The following is a 17816-nucleotide window of genomic DNA, read 5'->3' as shown; positions in this document are numbered from 1 at the left end:
GTTTGAAGGATAATTCGTGGTAATTTTTGTATCCGCATATGCGGTTACAGTTTTGTCAAGAGTTTTTCATTTCATAACTAAAAATGCGAAACTTCTCGGAGAGATACTTTTTTTACGGCTCAGGTCAATCATCTGATATATCCGCATGAGTACGTATCGCGTTATCCGCTGCCCGGGCTGCTATCAGTTTACCTACACGGATCAGTACGGCAAGTGGAAGCTCTGCCCTGTCTGCGGAGAAGTGATAACGGTTGATAAGGTTCCGGTCTATTTAGAGGTGGATGATTTTTCCCAGGCTGAAATTTTGATAAAAGAGGTGGAAAGATATCTGTACCGGAGCGGACGGCTGGACCTTACCCCTACCGAAGTAAATCTGATACGGGAAAAATATCTTGCCTGGCTTGAGTCAGCCGCGTAATGTTACCAGAGCCTGCCGCACTGGGGACAGAGAATTGCCGGACGGCGACCGCATTTCGGGCACATTAACTGCCCGCGCGAATTCTGGATAAGTTCGGTCCCGCACTCCCGGCAAAAGATCTCTTTTTTGAAACCGCAGATATGTTCGACGACCATTGTACAATACCTCTTGGCTGTCAAACTGATAAACTTAGTGCTCGAACAAGCGCGGCGTTTTTCCTACTGAGCCGCCCGCGGAAAACACGATTCAAAGAAAAAAAGAATTTAGTAGTCGCTGCCGCTGTAGAATTTGCGGTCGCTTCCACCATTCCGGTCACCGTTGCGCGGTCCTCTGCGGTCATAGCCGCCGCCGTTACGGTTACCATAGCCGCCGCCACTACCGCCGCTTGATCTGCGGTCTCCGCCTGAGCGATAGTTGCCGCCGCCGCCGTTGCGGTTACCGTAGCCGCCGCGGCTGTTGCTGCCGCCGCTTGATCTGCGGTCTCCGCCGTGGTCATTGCTGCGGAAGGAACGGCTGCGTTCCTTCTCCTCTTCCTCGCGCTCGGATCTCGGCGTTGCCGTCTGAATCTCAAGCTCCTGACCGCGGATCGTCTTCTGGCTCATAGTGTTGAGAACAGTCGCCGCGTGTTCAAGCGGAACCTCCACAAACGAGTAGTTGCCGTAGAGATCGATTCTGCCGATACAGCTTCCAGGAATATTACACTCGCCTGCGAATGCACCGACAATATCCTTTGGCCTGATCTGCTGATTCTTTCCAAGCGTGATTCTAAACCGCACCATACCAGCCTCTGCGCCGGTATTCTCAAACGAGCCCGGCTCTCCGGCTGGAGCTGCTGCATAGGATGTGGTTTCGCCGGACTCGGATGAACCGTTCTTGCCGGTGTCAAGATGCATCTTCAGAAGCGCTGCCGCAACCTCGATACTCGTGATCTCAGCCTCGTCCTCGGTCTCGAGCAGCTGCTCGACCATCGGGAGATACTTCTCAAGATTTCCTGCCGTGATAACAGTTCTGACCTTGTCGAGGAACACCTGCATCTTCATCTCGGCAACATCGTCAAGCGACGGCAGAGGTGTCTTTGCGATCGTGATCTTTGCATACCGCTGAATGTCGCGAAGCTTGTAGATCTCACGCGGAGACACAAACGTCACTGACTTGCCGGCTCTGCCTGCACGACCGGTTCTGCCGATGCGGTGCACATAGTACTCCACATCCTGCGGAACATCATAGTTAAACACCATATCAACGTCATCGACATCGATACCGCGTGCCGCAACATCAGTTGCGATCAGAACATCGATCGATCCTGCGCGGAACCGTGCCATGACGCGGTCGCGCTGCATCTGTTTCATGTCTCCGTGCAGGGCCTCAACAAAGTAGCCGCGTGCCTGGAGTCTGCTCATCAGATCATCAACCGTTCTCTTCGTGTTACAGAACACCAGAGCGAGCTCCGGATTGTTCATATCCAGCAGCCGACTGAGTGCCTCAAGCTTGTCGCGCTCGCGGATCTCAATGTAGGTCTGCTCGATCTGCGGAACCGTCAGTTCACGGCGGGTGATCTTCACAAACTGTGGATCACGCTGGAATCTGCGGGTGATGTCCAGAATCGGTGCCGGCATGGTTGCCGAGAAAAGAATCGTCTGACGGTCTTCCGGCGTGTTGTGGAAGATCTCTTCGATATCCTCGCGGAAACCCATGTCCAGCATCTGGTCTGCTTCATCAAGCACGAACATTTTGACTGAACCAAGGTTCAGTGTTCCGCGCTTTAAGTGATCAATTACTCTTCCGGGTGTTCCGATAACAACCTGAACAGATCCGCGAAGAACTTTGAGTTGACGCTCAATCGGCTGACCGCCGTAGATTGGAACCACACTGAGTCCCTGTTTGTATTTCATCAGCCGGGAAAACTCCTCGGCCGTCTGTATTGCAAGTTCCCTCGTGGGTGAAAGTACTAATGCCTGTACCCTTTTATTCGCCGGATCAAGTCTCTCGATAATTGGAATTCCGAACGCCGCCGTTTTCCCCGTACCCGTCTGAGCCTGCCCTGTTACATCGTTCCCCTCAAGAATCTGCGGAATAGCCATTGCCTGAATTGGTGTTGGCTCCTCAAATCCCATGTCCTCAATCGCCTGAAGAAGTTCTCCAGAGATTGTGAACTCTGCGAATGTTTTCGTATCCTCCATTCGCAATATAATAGGTTGTTTAAGGATATAGTATAGTGGGTGTGTGGCCGTAATCCCTATCCATAGGGAGCGCTAAATCAATTCATTGTATGGAGGATGTCTACATCGCCCGCGCAGGAGCACTTTCTGCCAAACGCAATACCGAAAATAAAATTCAGGCATTATGCAATGCCGCAGGTCTTGAGAATATGGTCTCTCCCGGAGACCTGACTGCGGTCAAAGTACACTTTGGCGAACGCGGGAACGACGCGTTTGTAAGCGCGCTGCATGTTGCAGGAGTTGTCCGGCAGGTGAAGGAGGTTTCTGCCAAACCGTTTTTGACCGATACCAATACCCTGTATCTTGGAGGCAGGAGAAATGCGGTTGATCATGTGGAGACTGCTCTCAGCCACGGATTCTGTTATCCGGTTACTGACTGTCCGGTGATTATTGCCGACGGGCTGAAAGGCACGAATGAAAAACTAGTCGAGGTGTACGGCAAGCATTTCGAGACAGTGAGAGTTGCCGCTGATATTGTTTCTGCCGACAGCATAGTTGTTGTCTCCCACTTCAAGGGGCATGAGGTTGCCGGGTTTGGCGGCGCACTCAAGAATCTTGGAATGGGCTGCGCTTCAGGGAATGGAAAACGCGAGCAGCACACAACCCGTCCGTTCATCAAAAAGGATGACTGCATTACGTGCGGGGCATGCATTAATGCATGTCCCGAGTTCTGCATCAGCCTTACCGAAAAGGAGATCGCAATTGATCTTGAGCACTGCATCGGTTGTCTGATGTGTATGAACACCTGCCAAAAGCATGCGATTGATATCGACTGGAAGGATGACGGCACAATTTTTGTTGAGAGGATGATTGAGTATGCGGCGGGAGCTGTTGCGAACAAGACTGGCAAGGCATTCTACATCAATTTCCTGACCAACATTACGCCGCACTGCGACTGTACTCCCTGGAATGATATTCCGTTTGTCCCTGACATCGGCATTCTTGCGTCACGCGATCCGGTAGCGCTTGATAAGGCCTGTTATGATCTGGTCAACGAGGCTGAAGGAGTCTACGGCAGTCTGTTGCCTGATCATCATCACTGCGGCGAGGAGAAGTTTACCCGCGTGTGGCCGGGGACACAGCCTGAGCTGCAGTTCAGTTATGCAGAAGAGATGGGACTCGGGCGGTCCGAGTACCGGCTCAAAGAGATCTGATCCTTCAAAGATCCTTTTTTCGATCGCTATTTTTTTATCGGGTTAAAAGTTACTCGGTGTGATTGTTAGATGGATGTCTCTGCTTGAAATAACCACGTGACGCATGCCTGCGGCCTGCGTCACGTGGTTGCTCCAAGCGCGACCACATTTGCCACCGCGCAACTTCTATGGGTATAAAATAAATTCAGGCAGAGCACTGATTCTGAGAGTGAATTTATATTGTCGCTCTTCCCATCAGTAAATCAGATGAAGATACGTGGGATAACTGTTCGTGTGCCGCCGCTTCTGTTTGCGGTCACCGTGTTTTTTGCGGCGATGTGTGCCATGATGTACGGCTCATCAAAGGATGCGGCATACATCTATATCGGCGTCCCGCTCTGTATAATTCTCATATGCATGCCGCTTGCGATGAACTACATGACAGAAAAGCAGCTGCAAAACCAGCTCCTGGGCCTCAAAACCAGAGCAAAATTCACCCGTGCACGCCAGATATCTCCTGCAATGCTTGGGACGCCGGTTGTAGTGGAAGGAAAAATTCTCAAGGTCTCAGGCATTCTCATGGGAAAACCGGTTTACCTCATCTCAGACCCGACCGGTCAGATGATCGTCAGGCGTTTTGCTCATCCTGACCCTCTTGTCGGTGTAGGGGCGGTCGTTGAGATTGTTGGAACCATCGCACGAAAAATTACCGATGCAAACGCAGTATATGTCAATGCAGTTTCCATCCGCCCGATCAAGCAGCTCAGGACCGACTCTGCGGAAACTTCGCAGGAAAAATCATCTGCATCCGAAGAAAAAACTCACATAAAAAAACTTCATTAACTTTTTTTCTGAAACGCGATTCGCGTTTTAAAATTTCATCATGAAAAAATAAGCGAGTGAGTGGTGAATGGGTATGATGTCGCAACGATGCTATCTCCCAAAACTATATCAGAAGTCGAAAGAGAGTATCCTTCATGACAGCACCTGTGAAAAAACTCGACGGCAAAGTCGCAGTAATCACTGCGTCAACAAAAGGCATCGGTCTTGAAAGCGCAAAACTTCTGGCAGAAAACGGCTGCACTGTTTATATTGCCGCGCGATCCAAGGAACTCGCCGACGAAGTTATAGCAGACATTATCTGGGCAGGAGGAAAAGCAAAGTTCGTCCGCTTCAATGCTCACGAGCCTGCAACCTACACCACCATGATCGAAGAAACGGTCAAAGCAGAAGGCAGGCTTGACATTCTCGTAAACAATTACGGATCAACCGACCGAAGCCTTGACCTTGATCTTTTGACCGGTGACACGGACGCATTTTTCCATATCGTGCAGGACAACCTGCAAAGCGTGTATCTCTCAAGCAAGGCCGCAATCCCTCACATGATCAAAGGCGGCGGCGGAAGCATTGTCAACATCTCATCGATCGGTTCAATCAGCCCTGACATCTCAGGACTCGCCTACTGCGTTGCAAAGTCCGCGGTCAACACACTTACCCAGAACATCGCAACCCAGTACGCGAGATATCATGTCCGCTGCAACGCAGTCCTGCCAGGCATGATCATGACCGACGCACTCAAAAATAATATGACGAACGAGTTTCAGGACTCATTCCTGCGCCATGTTCCGTTAAACCGTGTCGGGGAACCAGAAGACATCGCAAACGCGGTGCTGTTCTTTGCAGGCGACGACTCCTCGTACATCACCGGACATATTCTGGATGTCGCCGGAGGATTTGGCATCCCGACACCCATGTACGGCGACAATCTGATGCGATAAAAAAATTACATCCTCTTTTTTGCCGCACAGTACTTGCCTAAAACATCCATGTACTCCTCCGGCCTGTTCATAATATCAAGCGTGTCCCAAGAGCCCACAAGATCATACAGACTCCGTCCTGCTTCCAGTCCGATCTCAGGAATCGGTTCGGGCAGCATCACATGCATCGGAATAGGGTCGCCGTACCGCGGATTTGCAACCCAGCCCTCTTTTTTCATGTAGTAGTAGGCGGCTCCGCACATCTCATCGATCTCACCATACTCACTCGCAAAATCCGTGGAGACAAGGTTAGCCATCACCAGATCCTCGCGGCCCGGATTGATGGTCACGTGGCCGTAGCCCGGAGGAATCAAGACTGTATCTCCTGCATGCGCAGGAACCAGAAGCACGTCGGTGTGATCGCGGCGCTGGAGCAGATAGTAGGCAAACCCGCACAGCACTTCATAGACCTCAGGGTATGGGAGGCCGGCAGGATTTTCCGGATGATAGTGTCCTTTTGTTTTGGTGTACTCGCCGTTGTAGATGCCCGGCGGAATTCTCGTAATATCGTATCTGAGATGATGGCGTTCAAGCCATGTGTGATCCCCGTGCGTTTTGTAGAGATCGCGGTACATATAGTAAAGCGGAGTTGCAGGGTCAGCGGTCGGAGGGCGGGCAAACACGTTTGCCATATCGGCAACCGTTCTGACACCCGGCTCCGGCAGAACGCCTGACCAGTACTTTTTCATGGAATACATATATTGCATGCATCATATAAGGACAATTCGTCCGTTACAGGCCGATCAGTTCACCGATAAAAGAAAAGACGCCAAGCATGTCAAGCGCAATCACGATCATCAGCACAACAAAGATCTTTTTCAGAAGTTTGTCAGGAAACTGGTTCGCATACGTGACACCGATGAGTGCCATGGGAACAGCCGTCACCGCAAGGATCGCCCACATCACGAGATCCACGTACCCGATTAAGTAAAATCCGTACGACGAGAGGTTCACGTGGGCAGACAGACCGTTCACCACATAGGATGCAATGCCGCCAAGCGTGATGAAAACAATTGCCGCAGCTGAGGTCGCAACCGCATACCGCATCTGATATTTTCCAATTATGGTCAGCAGCGGCACAACAATTGTTCCGCCGCCGACTCCAAGGAGACCTGACATAAATCCGGCGAAACCGCCGATACCAACTCCCGCAGGAGTGGACAGCGACCGCGCATCACCGGACGGAAGAGCGGTTATCATGCGGACAGCACCGATTACAAGCATCACGCCAAACAAAAATGTCAGCACCTGAACAGGGAGGTAGGTTGCAACAGTGCCCCCGATGTAGCCGGTCACAATTCCTGCAACACCGATTATCACTGCGTCGCGCCAGACAACATTTCCTTTTCTTGAGTGGCCGAGTGCGCTGGAAAGAACGGTTGGCAGTGCCACCGCAAGGCTTGTACCAAACGCAACAAGAATTGCTGTCTCAGGATCAACGCCTGATGCCTTCATCACAAAATACATCACCGGCGCAAAAATAAATCCGCCGCCGACCCCGAGGAGGCCTGACATAAATCCGGCAAACAGACCGGTGGCAATTAAGAGACAGAGGAGAAACGGTTCCATACAACTCTCCTCACGGAATGATCTCACATCCATTGTAGCGGGTGTGTTCAAACGATGCCCGCGTAAGTTTTCCTTCATCGATCATGGTTTGCAGGCGTGGAATCTGGGTCGCAAGCGCGTCGTGCAGGGCATGGACCGTGTCGCAGACAAGCGTGTAGTGTTCGCGCCAGGGCCGGACAATGTTTGAGTAAAGACACCGCCCTCCGCAGAATCCGTAGATGTCACAGGACGGACACGGCTCCTGAATATGAATCTGCGGCAGGTTCAGAGGATCAGCCGAGCTGATGTGGCCTGCATAATAATCTGCCATGCCGACCATAATCGGGCACGGCGCAATCCAGCCGTTGGTCATGATGCTGTAGTTGGAGTAGCCTGACCCGCACCGGAGTCTGCTCTGCTGTCCAAACAGCATGTCCTCGGTTGTCGAGAGAAACGGATACCATTTTGGAACCGTGCCGGTCTCCTCAATTCGCGAGACCCACTCGTCCACGAGTTTTACGATGCCAGCATTGTAGGAGTCCTTCCACTCGGAAAATCTCCGGTGTGAGTAGTCGCCGGTAAAGTCCGCGTCCATCTGCCAGTGAATCGAGGAGAAGTGATCTGCGAGATGCGTTACGCTTGCAAAAATATCTGTGTCCTCGGCAACCGTCATACGTGCGATCAGTTCGCCCGTATATCCGCGGCCACGGATACGATCCGTGACACCAATAACGCGATCATAGATGCCGCAGCCGCGGTGGCCGTCGGTCAGTTCGCGGCAGCCGTCGATCGAGATGAGAATCGTCTCAAATTTATTCGTGTACGCAGGCGGCAGCTCGCCAAGTTTGGTACCGTTCGTCTGAAGCATGAAGCGACTGATCGGCGCATGGTCCATGATCTCGGTGACGATGTCGGCTCGTAAGAGCGGTTCACCACCAATGAAGGTCAGCACGCAATCAGGATCTTTTGCAAGAAAACGGTACAGCTCTTCAAGTGGATAGTCAAGGGTTTCAGCAATGGTCTCATCGATCGTACCGGCAGAGCCTCCTGCCGGATCCTCCTCTTCAAACATCTTTGCCCGACAGTAGGAGCAGCAGAGATTGCAGTCATCGGTTACGATCAGATGAAAGAACATAATCTTATGCGACCCTGAGACCGTTTTCCTCGGCGATGCCGAGATAGGTTTCTGCAACATACTCGGCCTGCTTTTTCGTCATGCCATAGGTGTTGAATTTCCAGACCTTGGTGGCGCCCGGAATAATGCCGGTGATGCCCTTCTTTCCAAGAGCGCTGGAGAGGAAAAAGCCGCGTTTCTTGTGCGTCTGAGCAACCACATCAAACGACCCGCTCGTATCAACGCGGGTGAGCGTGTGTTTTCTCGGATACTCGGAGAGAATTTTGGTTCCTTCGATTGACTTCAGCGCATCAACGATGATCTTACTGTTCGCCATCTCAGAATCAAACTGTTCGACCCGCGCCTTCACCTTCGGGAACGATGCAAGCATGCCGACAATCGGTGCGCCCATCAGCGAGCAGCCGATGATGCCGACCTCTTTGATGCCGAATTTTCTGCCGGTGAGATCTCCCGTCATCTGTGTTGTTCTGAAAACCTCTTCGGCACGCTCTTCGGTTGCCGCGAGAACTCCTGAAGGTGCGGGAGCCGCCATACTTTTGTGGCCGGAACCGACCACAAAGTCAACGCCGAGATCTTTTCCATTTACCGGCATCACACCAACCGTGTAGACACCGTTGTAGAGGACCGGCACATCATACTGATGAGCGACTTTTGCCACTCCGCGCACGTCATGCATGTTGCCGAACTGGTAGTCAACATGATCAATATAGAGCAGTTTCGGTGCGGTGCCGAACTCGCGAATGACATCCTCGATACGGTTTGCCGCGTCATCCGGAGTGATATGATTGTCAGCGGTTTTGGGGATCTCGCGAACAATGCCGCGGCAGATCTCAACCGAGAGGTAGGAGGTGTAGTGTGCCAGAGCACCGATCAAGACCGGATCGCCTTTTTCGACATAGGTTCCCGCAACCTGCTGAAATGCACGGCGGGCTCCGGGGACTGTTCTCGCCTGTGCCATACCGAGCCATTCGGCAAGCTCCACATGGAACTCTTTGAGGGGAGGGTTTTGGATATAATCAAGACGGAACGGTTTTCGGCAGTTGTCACAGACTGAGTAGCCGTCGCCCCAGGCAATTACCGCCTTCATTGCCTCCGGCGTCAGACGGCCGGCAACCTGAATCGGGTCAAGATTGATAGCGGTTTCTTCCACCATACGGGCGTCGATGTTTGCCGCACACTTCATAGGAGTTCCTCCTCAAGAATAGCGATCTGTTTTTTGACCGCTGTCAGATATTTTTGTGCGTCGGCTTTTTGTGCATCATCAAACTCGTGGGAGGGCGCGGTCTCGCGAAGGAGTGCGCGTATATCTGTTAAGGAAAACAAAGCAGTAAAAAGAGCTTCCGCGGCTCGCTGTGACATGATGTACTACATCAACGCCGGCATAAAATAACATATCGATTAGAAAAAAAGAAAGTTTCGAGTAAGGAAAATCTTATTCCATTTCCGAAAAGACGAGTTCGTAGACCCAGTCTTCAAGCATTTTACAGTGCTCGACGTTACACTCTTCCTCGCATGCAACGCACGGAACAATTGTCTCGCCTGCCATCAGAAGCATCGGGTCAATTGTTTCATCTTTTTTGGCTATTTTGACGAGATAGGTGCGGGTGCCGTCTCTACGGCACTCTACACGTTCGATGTGTCCGCCGGTCTCAAGTTTTTTGAGGACGCGCGAACATGCTCTGCTGTCAAGGCCAAGATCTTTCCAGAGTTCGCTCTGCAGAACACCCTCGGGATTTGCCCGGATGTGCGCAAGTGCAGCAATTTCATGGTCACTCATCTGGGATGCTGTCATGGGATTTAGTTGATTGGGGAGATGCTCAGGATGTTGTTTCCGCGGATGACGACCGTGCCGAGATTTCTGCGGGCGGTCTCGCTGACCTCGATTGCTTCTTCAAGGTGAAGATTGAGGTACTCATCCACTGCAACAAGGCGTCCCTCAAACCTGCGGCCTTCGTCCTTGATCTCAACAGAGATCTTGGAGTCTACAAGAGAGTTGACCTTTTTTATTGGAAGGACAATACTGGATACCATATCCTTATCGTTCGTCACTGAAACTAATTAATCTGATTGTTTATCGCGTGGTGTGTCTTTATGTCTGAGCAGCCCACGGAAAATCGAAACGCATGCCTGCGACCTGCTTACCGCTTCGCAGGAACACACGAAATTTCACAGAATAGGACTTTACGTGTTGGCGAATATTTTGAAACGCGAATAGCGTTTATTAGCATCAGTGGACGGTGCTGCAATGTCCCTGCCTACAATATAATCGAAGCAACCGCAGGCAGTGCACGAAGATCTTCTATAGCAGCAGCCGGAAGGGTTCCGTCGATGATTACCACCAGCCGCGGTGACTCGGCGATGTAGGGGTCAGTCACAAAAATCTGGCGGAGCGGGAGATCGTGTGAAGCGAGCACGGCGACTGCTGATGCAACAATATTTTTGTCGCCGGCATTTTTCGGCAGAATGGTTACAACCGAGAGCCCGAGATTTTTTGCAACATCCGTAATGTCAGGAGTTACGCGGAGGTGGAAGAAGGTCTCGCGGATATCATCCATCTCAAGAATTCTCTTGACGGTCGTGTCAACAACGCGCCGGTCAACACCAACAACGCGGGCGACTGCGGTTGCTGAGACCTCAATGCCGTTGACGGCAACTTTTCCGGTTTTGCTGACACCAAAGCCGCTCTCCAGAAGAAACTTGACAACCCGCTGCTGCGATGGAGAGTCAGAAAATGGTTCGAGAATGGTACGCCACATGTACAAAGTTGTGTATCGACGAATGTATTTATACTATCCTCTGCGAGTACCCTTGTACTGATTTGCGGCAGCAGGGATACAGAAAAAACCAAAATCCCTGAACATCAGTAGGTTTATTAACCAGTATGACCCACATGTATAGGTCGCACTGACAGACTCGGAATGAGTTTTCAGCCAGAATGCGAGGGTAGCCAAGCCAGGTCAACGGCGCTAGCTTGAGGGGCTAGTCTAGTAGTAGTTCTTGGGTTCGAATCCCATCCCTCGCACTGTTTTTCAAAATATTCTTTATCATCAGTCTCAGATGTTTTCGTCTTCATCGACATTTATAAATATCCTCAACGAGGAGTATCAATTATCATGTTTCAGAAGTACGAGACAAAGCCCAGCGGACTGATCTTTGGGGGAGTGTTCGCGCTCATCCTCTCAATCTTCGGACTGCAGGCATTCAATAACTATCTTCTCACGACATCAGAAGTGATTATGAATGAGATGTACATCACCATCGCAGGAGACATCATCGGCATTGCGGTCGGACTGCTGGGTCTTGCAATGCTCATCTCCGGCATATACTATGCAATAAAGGCACGAAAAGAGCCGAAGTGTGAAGATCAATAAAATATAAAAAAAATAATTTTTTTTAGATAAGCGGATCCGGGATGCTTCCCATGTCGCTTACCGGAAGTCTGGTATTTTTCACGAGGATCGGCTGATCCGTTTCAATAAGCCTGTCCATGATGATCATTTTCCCGGGCTTTGATGTGGCAAACACCGGAACACCGACGCCGCCCTGCACGAGGGCACAGGAGGCTGCAGCTTCCCGGACATACTTTGAAGCACAGGAGAACACCAGATCCGAAGCCTTCGCAAGACGAAGAGCGTCCTCAAGAGAGGCGACCGACGAGGTGTGGACTGCGATGATCAGAGCATTCGGGTATGTTGCACGAATCTCTTCGGCAAGTTCATGCTGAAAACCGGCAATGGTCACCGCCACCTTTGTCCAGCCCATCTCTTTTGCCTTGGCAAGTCCTGCGTGTGCATCCATTGCACCGGTTTTTTTGTTGACGACAAATCCTCCGGCCTCCTCAATTCGTGCGATTACCTCCGGATACGGTGTGGTCGAAACAAGTCCTGACATTCGTCCGCCGATGCCCTGCACAAGCTCGGGAGATCTGACGATGACGGTTCCGGCGCCATCACAGGCAATGACTGCCGCATCAATTCTGCCGGTCCGAAGACCGGTGGTCATCAGTTCGGATGCACCGAACAGAACAAAGGTCTCCTTGTCAAGGACCTCACGGTTTTTCGTGCACATGCCAAACCTGTCGATGCGGGCAGTGATGTTGTCCGCGACCGCTGCGGAAGTGATCGGGTCCACCGGTTTTGCAAACCGTTTTGCAAGAGGGCATGAATGAATCTTCGGCTCGCCGGTCTCCACGACAACACCATCACGGATTACCACGCGGGTCATGCCGATTGCTTCGATAATATGCTCGTCAGTCATCAAAACTCACTTTCGGTGAATAGATATGGACTCCCGAGAAACATAAAAGCAGTTAGCCATGGCGCGGTACTGGGAACTTGATGCGGCACGCGGAATTGCAATTCTTCTGATGATCGCATATCATGTTTTATTCCAGCTGAGTTTTTTTGCGCCGAAAATACTTCCCTGGTTTAATCCGTATGTGATGACAGGGGCCCCAATTGCATTTTTGTTTGTGACGATTGCCGGCGCTTCACTTATTCTCTTCACCGCAAAAGAGACGAACATTCCAAAAGCCGCAAAAAAAATGTTTGTCCGCGGTCTCTACATTCTCTGCTTTGCTGTTGTCATCACGATTGCGTCATGGATTCTTTTTCCTGCTGAGCCGGTGGTGTTTGGCATCCTCCACTTAATCGGCTGTGCAACCATTCTTGCGATTCCGTTTGTGGTTCTCAAGATTTCTCCAGTGATCACGGCAGCGTTCGGGATTGTGATCATTGCAATCTCGCCGCTTCTCTCACTCGTGAGAGGTCCTGCGATTTTGATTCCGTTCGGCATAACTCCGGTCGGGTTTGCATCGCTGGACTACGAACCGCTCATCCCCTGGTTTGGCGTGATGCTTGTTGGTGTTGCGCTTGGGATGGTCTTCTATAAAGGTGGTGTGCGGCAGTACTTTTTGCAAAAGCTTGGCGAGATGCCGCGTGCGGCGTCCCCTCTGGCATTTCTCGGCAGACATTCGCTCATCATTTATCTGATTCATAATCCGATCATCTTCGGCGTGCTTGTGCTTGCGGGTATTGCGCCGCTCTGATGTTTGGGATGATCCTCGCAGATGTATTCATTCACACGTAGCCCACGATAAACACTGAACACACGGAACTTCACGGAATCCAAAAACAATTCACTTCTGTGATGTTCTCGTCTGCTCCGTGATGTTTTTCCGTGTGCTCCGCTTTTCCGTGGGTGGCGTGGGCGGCTCGTGATCAATGATGCAAACCTATTTATCAATCAGAAATAGTACTCTCTGTAATATGACGGCAGGTTTTTTTGACCGATTTACCGCGAAGAAACCGTGGATTGTGGAGAGCATTCCGCCACCGGTTACCGGACACGGAGCGGGAATGAGCATTCCTGAATACAAATCAAAGCCGTATTTCATCGTTGCATCCGTTGAGATGGGAAATACGACGACCAAATGCATTCTTACCGGAACCGATCTTGAAGAGGGGAGGTCCTATGTTATCAACAAAACCGTCTCGATGAGCCGTGACGTTCGGGCGCCAAAGCCGGGAGAGCAGGTGTTCGGCACAACACTGGACGGAACCGAGCTTACCCGCGAGTCGGTCACTGAACTCGTGAAAAACACTCTTATACAGTGTCACCGCGATGCTGATCTGACCATCAAAGGTGATCTCGACTTCGTGGTGCGCAGTACAGGTGTTGTCGCCGCAATGGACTCGCCTGATCAGGTGGGAGATTTTATTGTGGCTCTTGCGAACGGCTGTCTTGAAGCAGGCGTTCCTCCAAAAAAGATGACGCCGCCGATGGGCAAAGACAACCTGCCGCCAAAGCTTCGTGAGTTCAGCTTCGCTGACAGATTAGTCTTCACCGGTGCGGTTGCTGGCGTGACTCCTCCTGCCGGAGCGTCCGGTGTTGAGATGGTTGCAAACGAGATGGAGGGCGAGCTTGCCATGGCAGGAATCAAAGAGGGAGCAAAGTGGACACCGGTCGATTTCCGCAATCCCTGCATCTCCATGGACTTCGGCACAACACTGGACGGCCGTATCACGAGTGACGTTGATCCTGATGCAGCAAGTCCGTTCGCAAAGACGATCGGCAACTTCTGCGGTCTTGCGGGAGCAATTCCTGATGCGATCATCCGGGGAACCGGTCTTGTGGACAAAAAGAAAGGAACCGCACTGGATCTGTTCGGCGAGACCTGTAAGCCTGCGGCGAGCCGTGCCACAAAGAAGGCGATGCCGTATGTGGAGCGGTGCATGGCCGTTCTTGACATCACCGAGGTTCCGGCCGACCGCAAGCATTTTGGAAAAGTGCCGGTCTGCGCAGATGTTGCGAAGGCTTCGGGAATTTATCTGCTCGGTGTCGATGTGGGACACGACGGCGACAAAATTCCTGAACTGGAAGCAATTGGTGCAGAGCTTGCGAAGAATGAGAGCAAGGATGTTATCCGCGAGGTTATCGACCGGCTGTGTGCAGCAGTTGCGCTCAAAATCATCGATCTGTGCAGGGAGAGAAATCTTCTGCCGCCAAACAGTTCCATCGGTTTTACCGGCCGTGCGATCATCTCTGGCAACAAACCGCAGTACATTCTGGACGGTGTGACCGAGCGCAATCTCTATGATGATCCGGTGTCGCATCTCGTGTTTGTTGACGATGGTCTCGCCCGCGGGGCAGCACTCATGGGCAGATGTATGAACAGCCTCGGCCACCCGAAATGCCCGATCGGGGGAGTCCGCGGCGGAAAATGTATTATGGCAAAACGTCAGAAAATTGGGAGGTAATGCTGATGACGGAAATTGAGGAAGTAGATCTGGTTATCCCTCCGGGAACTCCGCGGAGTATCATCCGCGATATTGCAGCGATGTTTGATCTTGAGATGGTGAGCGTGACGCGGTCGCTGAGCTATGCGAACATGGTCAATGATGAACGCGAACTGATCGCATTCCGCGGCAGCCCCGAAGAGGCCGCAAAGGCGGAAGAGTATCTGATTACAAAGATCAGAGAGTTCATCGACAACTGAATTTTTTTTGATTCATATTTTTTTTCAAACGCGAAGAGCGCGAATAAAAAATTGCCAATGGCGATTTATGAGGGATTGATGATATTATTTTATTTTTGGATGATTATTTGATCCATGAAACCCAGATGCTCCCAATTTTCTTTGAAAAATCGCCATTGGCGATTTTTTCATTCGCGCTATTTGCGCTCTTCGCGTTTGAAAAAAATATGAATCAGTGAACCGGGCCTCGCCTGTCCACCCTGCCGTCCGCATACTGCGCGAACCGATTTTTTCCTGTGTCATGCACCGGGTCAGATACCGGCCACGGCCATCCGCCAAAACCGGTTTTCTGATAATCCTGATATGCCTGATGAATTTCCTGGCTTGAGTTCATCACAAAGGGCCCGTACTGAACGACTGGTTCGTGAATCGGCTCGCCCTCCAACAGCAGCAGGAGGCAGGTATCGGATCCTGCAGTAATTGTTGCGTCAGCATCGCCTGCGAGCCTGATGCGGTGATACGGCGCAATCTGCTCTTCATCGATGGTGATGGTGTCGCCAGAGTAGAAGTAGAGATTGCGGGAGAGCGACTCAGACACTCCGGGCAGTGTGAGCTCTGCTTCAGGATCCATGCGGATGAGGAGAATTCGTACCTGATTTTTCGGATCCGCCGCCCATGATGCGGGCGCTGGATCGAGCGACCTCACACCCTGAAAAGTTCCGGCGATGATTCGGACGTGAGAGGCTCTGCCTTTCGAGTCGGTGACCGTTGCCTCGGGGATATCTTCAGACCAGAGCATTTTGTAGTTCGGCTCGGTGAACTTGTCCTTCTTTGGGAGGTTCAGCCATATCTGAAAAAGTTCGAGCGGGTTTTCCTTATCCTGATGAATCAGGGGAAACATCTCGGCATGCTGGCATCCTCCTCCGGCCGTCATCCACTGGACATCGCCGTCACCATATCGTCCGGCGGCCCCCATGGAGTCTGAGTGATCCACATATCCTTTGATAGTCACGGTGACGGTTTCAAATCCGCGATGCGGATGTTCGGGAAATCCCGGAACCGAGCGGCCGTGATACATCCGAAACCCGTCGCGAAGGGTGAAGTCATTTCCCAGATTGCGGCCGGCGAGGGAGACGGCTGGTCCGAGATTTTTGTTTCCTTTCGGATAGGCATCTTTGTGATGGGCACAAAAGAGAAAAGGATTCTCGGTAGCGAACGGAAAACCAAGTTTTTCGATCGTGCGTATCAGAGTCATGATAGAGATAAATTTCCCGGACTGTTATAAATACGCGCGGGATGTACTAAAAAAAAAGATAAAATCAGTTGCAACCGCCGCCGGAGCCGTCGCCCTTGCCGCAGCAGCCGAACTCGTTCTGAACATCTTTGCCGAGCAGACCAACAGCGTCTGCACGACAGCGCTGACAGTGCCGCATCTGGCGGACATAGGGTGCGCACAGCTCATGCATGTGTGCTTTTTCCGCAGGTGTCGGAGGAACAATATCCTTGAACTTGTACTGGGGGATGAGCGGGATAATGTTGAAGTTGAACACGCCCATTGCGCCAACTTTCTTGGCAATCTCAGGAATATGGGTGTCGTTTACTCCCGGGACGTAGACGGTGTTGATCTTAACCAGCATTTTTCGTCTGACCGCCTCTTCAATGCCTGCCATCTGATGCTTGAGCAGCAGCTCAGCACCCTCGCGTCCGTGATATTTTTTGCCCTCGTACTCAACAAAGGAGTAGATCTTTTCGCCGATCGCAGGATCAATCGCGTTCAGTGTGACCGTGATGTTTCGAACACCGTACTTTTCCAGCTCATCGATTTTGTCGGGGAGCAGAAGACCGTTGGTGCTGATGCAGAGAATCGTGTCAGGATATTTATCGTGAACCAGCCGCAGGGTCTCAAAGGTCTCAGGGTTTGCCAGCGGATCGCCCGGGCCTGCAATGCCGACCACCTTGATGTGCTTCATCTTGGAAACAACTTCATCGATGCGCTCAAGTGCGTCGCCTGGTTTTAAGACCATACTTGTTACGCCCGGCCGCGACTCATTGACACAGTCGAAGTCACGGACACAGTAGTTGCACTGAATATTGCATTTTGGCGCGACCGCTACGTGGCAGCGGCCGAACGAGTGCCGTGCCTCGGGGCTGTAGCAGGGATGTTCATTGATGCGCCTGAGCGTTTCCGGATCGTAGGGCAGCTCCTGCGCCGGCGTCTCGCCACTATGTACCATAACTTATCCTATGGGAGACGGTCCTATATAATTCCAAGTGAAAAGGCACCCGATGATGCAGGGGGTGTCTGTTTTTTGGGCGACTTTGTATTTTCATCGATGAGTCGCCCACGGAAAAGCGGAACGCATGCCTGCGGCCTGCTTACCGCTTCGCGGGAACACGCTGAATATCACAGAAAAAGATCACGGAGCAGACGTGAACATCACGGAATTTGAAATAGAAGTTTTGTGAGCTAAATCATTCGTGTGTTTTGTATTGTTTCGTGTTTCAAAAATCGCACCAAGTAACTATTATTGAAAATAATTTATTTCCGTGCTGTTCACGTCTGCCCCGTG

At 51.5% G+C, this 17816-nt stretch carries 21 protein-coding genes and 1 tRNA gene; 9 read left to right on the top strand and 13 right to left on the bottom strand.

Features of this window, described 5'->3' with window-relative positions; all coding sequences use genetic code 11:
• The first annotated feature begins 145 nt into the window (after positions 1-145).
• Positions 146-418: a DUF1922 domain-containing protein gene (locus McpAg1_RS03345; RefSeq protein WP_338093881.1), complete on the top strand. Its 273-nt coding sequence runs from the start codon at positions 146-148 to the stop codon at positions 416-418.
• Between the two features lie 2 nt (positions 419-420).
• On the opposite strand, the gene McpAg1_RS03340 is transcribed toward McpAg1_RS03345, so the two are convergent.
• Together McpAg1_RS03340 and McpAg1_RS03335 are read right to left on the bottom strand one after the other, a co-directional pair.
• Positions 421-573, bottom strand: coding sequence for a DNA helicase PriA (locus McpAg1_RS03340; RefSeq protein ID WP_338093880.1), 153 nt, complete (start codon positions 571-573; stop codon positions 421-423).
• Between the two features lie 108 nt (positions 574-681).
• A complete protein-coding gene (locus McpAg1_RS03335; RefSeq protein ID WP_338093879.1) occupies positions 682-2598 on the bottom strand; it encodes a DEAD/DEAH box helicase in 1917 nt (638 codons plus the stop codon).
• Between the two features lie 89 nt (positions 2599-2687).
• Here McpAg1_RS03335 and McpAg1_RS03330 point away from each other — a divergent pair, with 89 nt between their 5' ends.
• The 3 genes from McpAg1_RS03330 to hdhA all read left to right on the top strand — a co-directional run bounded on the left by McpAg1_RS03330 (position 2688) and on the right by hdhA (position 5548).
• Positions 2688-3791, top strand: a complete 1104-nt coding sequence (locus tag McpAg1_RS03330; RefSeq protein WP_338093878.1) for a DUF362 domain-containing protein — start codon at positions 2688-2690, stop codon at positions 3789-3791.
• A gap of 246 nt (positions 3792-4037) precedes the next feature.
• A complete protein-coding gene (locus tag McpAg1_RS03325; RefSeq protein WP_338093877.1) occupies positions 4038-4613 on the top strand; it encodes a hypothetical protein in 576 nt (191 codons plus the stop codon).
• Positions 4614-4747: 134 nt separating this feature from the next.
• Positions 4748-5548 carry a 7alpha-hydroxysteroid dehydrogenase gene (gene hdhA / locus McpAg1_RS03320; RefSeq protein ID WP_338093876.1) on the top strand — a complete coding sequence of 267 codons (801 nt, stop codon included), beginning with the start codon at positions 4748-4750 and terminating at the stop codon, positions 5546-5548.
• 5 nt (positions 5549-5553) lie between these two features.
• Here the strand turns inward: hdhA and McpAg1_RS03315 are convergent, their stop codons facing one another.
• The 8 genes from McpAg1_RS03315 to McpAg1_RS03280 all read right to left on the bottom strand — a co-directional run bounded on the left by McpAg1_RS03315 (position 5554) and on the right by McpAg1_RS03280 (position 11026).
• Complete coding sequence (locus tag McpAg1_RS03315; RefSeq protein ID WP_338093875.1) at positions 5554-6276, bottom strand: glucose-6-phosphate isomerase family protein; 723 nt, start codon at positions 6274-6276, stop codon at positions 5554-5556.
• 43 nt (positions 6277-6319) lie between these two features.
• Positions 6320-7156 carry a sulfite exporter TauE/SafE family protein gene (locus McpAg1_RS03310; protein ID WP_338093874.1) on the bottom strand — a complete coding sequence of 279 codons (837 nt, stop codon included), beginning with the start codon at positions 7154-7156 and terminating at the stop codon, positions 6320-6322.
• Positions 7157-7166: 10 nt separating this feature from the next.
• Entirely contained in the window at positions 7167-8330 is a 1164-nt protein-coding gene (locus McpAg1_RS03305; RefSeq protein ID WP_338093873.1) for a TIGR04084 family radical SAM/SPASM domain-containing protein, read from the bottom strand.
• Entirely contained in the window at positions 8275-9453 is a 1179-nt protein-coding gene (gene pscS, locus McpAg1_RS03300) for an O-phospho-L-seryl-tRNA:Cys-tRNA synthase (RefSeq protein WP_338093872.1), read from the bottom strand. The genes McpAg1_RS03305 and pscS overlap by 56 nt, the downstream gene beginning before the upstream one ends.
• Complete coding sequence (locus McpAg1_RS03295) at positions 9450-9629, bottom strand: hypothetical protein (protein WP_338093871.1); 180 nt, start codon at positions 9627-9629, stop codon at positions 9450-9452. Before McpAg1_RS03295 ends, pscS begins: the two co-directional genes overlap by 4 nt.
• Before the next feature lie 73 nt (positions 9630-9702).
• Positions 9703-10062 (bottom strand): helix-turn-helix transcriptional regulator, encoded by a 360-nt coding sequence (locus McpAg1_RS03290; RefSeq protein ID WP_338093870.1) that lies wholly within the window; start codon positions 10060-10062, stop codon positions 9703-9705.
• 5 nt (positions 10063-10067) lie between these two features.
• On the bottom strand, positions 10068-10301 hold the full coding sequence (locus tag McpAg1_RS03285; protein ID WP_338093869.1) for an LSM domain-containing protein: 234 nt from the start codon (positions 10299-10301) through the stop codon (positions 10068-10070).
• Between the two features lie 224 nt (positions 10302-10525).
• Complete coding sequence (locus tag McpAg1_RS03280) at positions 10526-11026, bottom strand: regulator of amino acid metabolism, contains ACT domain protein (RefSeq protein WP_338093868.1); 501 nt, start codon at positions 11024-11026, stop codon at positions 10526-10528.
• Positions 11027-11207: 181 nt separating this feature from the next.
• On the opposite strand from McpAg1_RS03280, the gene McpAg1_RS03275 reads away from it, so the two are divergent.
• Both McpAg1_RS03275 and McpAg1_RS03270 read left to right on the top strand, forming a co-directional pair.
• Positions 11208-11292 (top strand) — tRNA-Leu (locus McpAg1_RS03275).
• A 91-nt stretch (positions 11293-11383) separates the two neighbouring features.
• Positions 11384-11641: a hypothetical protein gene (locus McpAg1_RS03270; RefSeq protein ID WP_338093867.1), complete on the top strand. Its 258-nt coding sequence runs from the start codon at positions 11384-11386 to the stop codon at positions 11639-11641.
• 22 nt (positions 11642-11663) lie between these two features.
• Here the strand turns inward: McpAg1_RS03270 and McpAg1_RS03265 are convergent, their stop codons facing one another.
• Positions 11664-12527 carry a methanogenesis marker 8 protein gene (locus tag McpAg1_RS03265; protein WP_338093866.1) on the bottom strand — a complete coding sequence of 288 codons (864 nt, stop codon included), beginning with the start codon at positions 12525-12527 and terminating at the stop codon, positions 11664-11666.
• 58 nt (positions 12528-12585) lie between these two features.
• Between McpAg1_RS03265 and McpAg1_RS03260 the strand changes: the two genes are divergently transcribed.
• From McpAg1_RS03260 to McpAg1_RS03250, 3 genes are all read left to right on the top strand, one after another.
• Complete coding sequence (locus tag McpAg1_RS03260; protein WP_338093865.1) at positions 12586-13317, top strand: acetyltransferase domain-containing protein; 732 nt, start codon at positions 12586-12588, stop codon at positions 13315-13317.
• Positions 13318-13537: 220 nt separating this feature from the next.
• Entirely contained in the window at positions 13538-15028 is a 1491-nt protein-coding gene (locus McpAg1_RS03255; RefSeq protein ID WP_338093864.1) for a methanogenesis marker 14 protein, read from the top strand.
• Between the two features lie 5 nt (positions 15029-15033).
• Positions 15034-15267: a hypothetical protein gene (locus McpAg1_RS03250; protein ID WP_338093863.1), complete on the top strand. Its 234-nt coding sequence runs from the start codon at positions 15034-15036 to the stop codon at positions 15265-15267.
• A gap of 211 nt (positions 15268-15478) precedes the next feature.
• Here the strand turns inward: McpAg1_RS03250 and McpAg1_RS03245 are convergent, their stop codons facing one another.
• On the bottom strand, positions 15479-16501 hold the full coding sequence (locus tag McpAg1_RS03245) for a pirin family protein (protein ID WP_338093862.1): 1023 nt from the start codon (positions 16499-16501) through the stop codon (positions 15479-15481).
• Between the two features lie 64 nt (positions 16502-16565).
• Positions 16566-17480, bottom strand: a complete 915-nt coding sequence (gene nifB, locus McpAg1_RS03240) for a nitrogenase cofactor biosynthesis protein NifB (protein ID WP_338093861.1) — start codon at positions 17478-17480, stop codon at positions 16566-16568.
• Positions 17481-17816: the final 336 nt, after the last annotated feature.

It is taken from the genome of Methanorbis furvi, from assembly GCF_032714615.1.
Taxonomy (GTDB): Archaea; Halobacteriota; Methanomicrobia; order Methanomicrobiales; family Methanocorpusculaceae; genus Methanocorpusculum; species Methanocorpusculum furvi.
The sequence above is the reverse complement of the archived record's forward strand: the minus strand, read 5'-3'. Positions and strand labels throughout refer to the sequence as shown.